The sequence below is a fragment of the Thermoanaerobacter sp. CM-CNRG TB177 genome, from assembly GCF_018588165.1.
Classification (GTDB): Bacteria; Bacillota; Thermoanaerobacteria; order Thermoanaerobacterales; family Thermoanaerobacteraceae; genus Thermoanaerobacter; species Thermoanaerobacter thermocopriae.
Genome location: NZ_JAFCAC010000021.1, coordinates 1 through 416 on the forward strand (window position 1 = coordinate 1; position 416 = coordinate 416).

2 protein-coding genes are annotated in these 416 nt (G+C 39.7%); both read left to right on the forward strand.

The features are described from left to right. Positions 1-226: aminotransferase class V-fold PLP-dependent enzyme (locus I4N53_RS01530; protein WP_214495427.1), on the forward strand; the 226-nt coding region annotated here is incomplete at its 5' end. Continuing rightward, positions 223-416 (forward strand): iron-sulfur cluster assembly scaffold protein (locus tag I4N53_RS01535; protein ID WP_214495428.1); only part of this gene is annotated, 194 nt, incomplete at its 3' end. The genes I4N53_RS01530 and I4N53_RS01535, both read left to right, overlap by 4 nt.

The window sequence follows — 416 nt, forward strand, 5'->3', positions numbered from 1 at the left end:
AGGAATAATTTCCTTCAATGTAGAAGGTGTCCATCCTCACGACGTTGCTACAATTCTTGATGAAGAAGGAGTTGCTGTAAGGAGTGGGCACCACTGCTGTCTGCCCTTAATGAGATACCTTGAGGTGCCGGCCACTGTAAGAGCAAGCTTTTATCTTTACAACGACTTTGACGATATTGACGCACTTGTTGAAGGACTTAAAAAAGTTAGGAAGTGGTTTAAATGAGCGATTTAAATCAGCTTTATTCTGAGGTTATAATGGAGCATTATGAGAATTCTCCTCATAGAAAAGAGCTTAAAGATGCAACACACAAAGAAAGAGGTTACAATCCCCTTTGCGGCGATAATATTACTCTTTATTTAAAAGGCTCTTTGTCAATAGTTGGGGTGGGTATTTTTTCTGAATGCCCACCTTT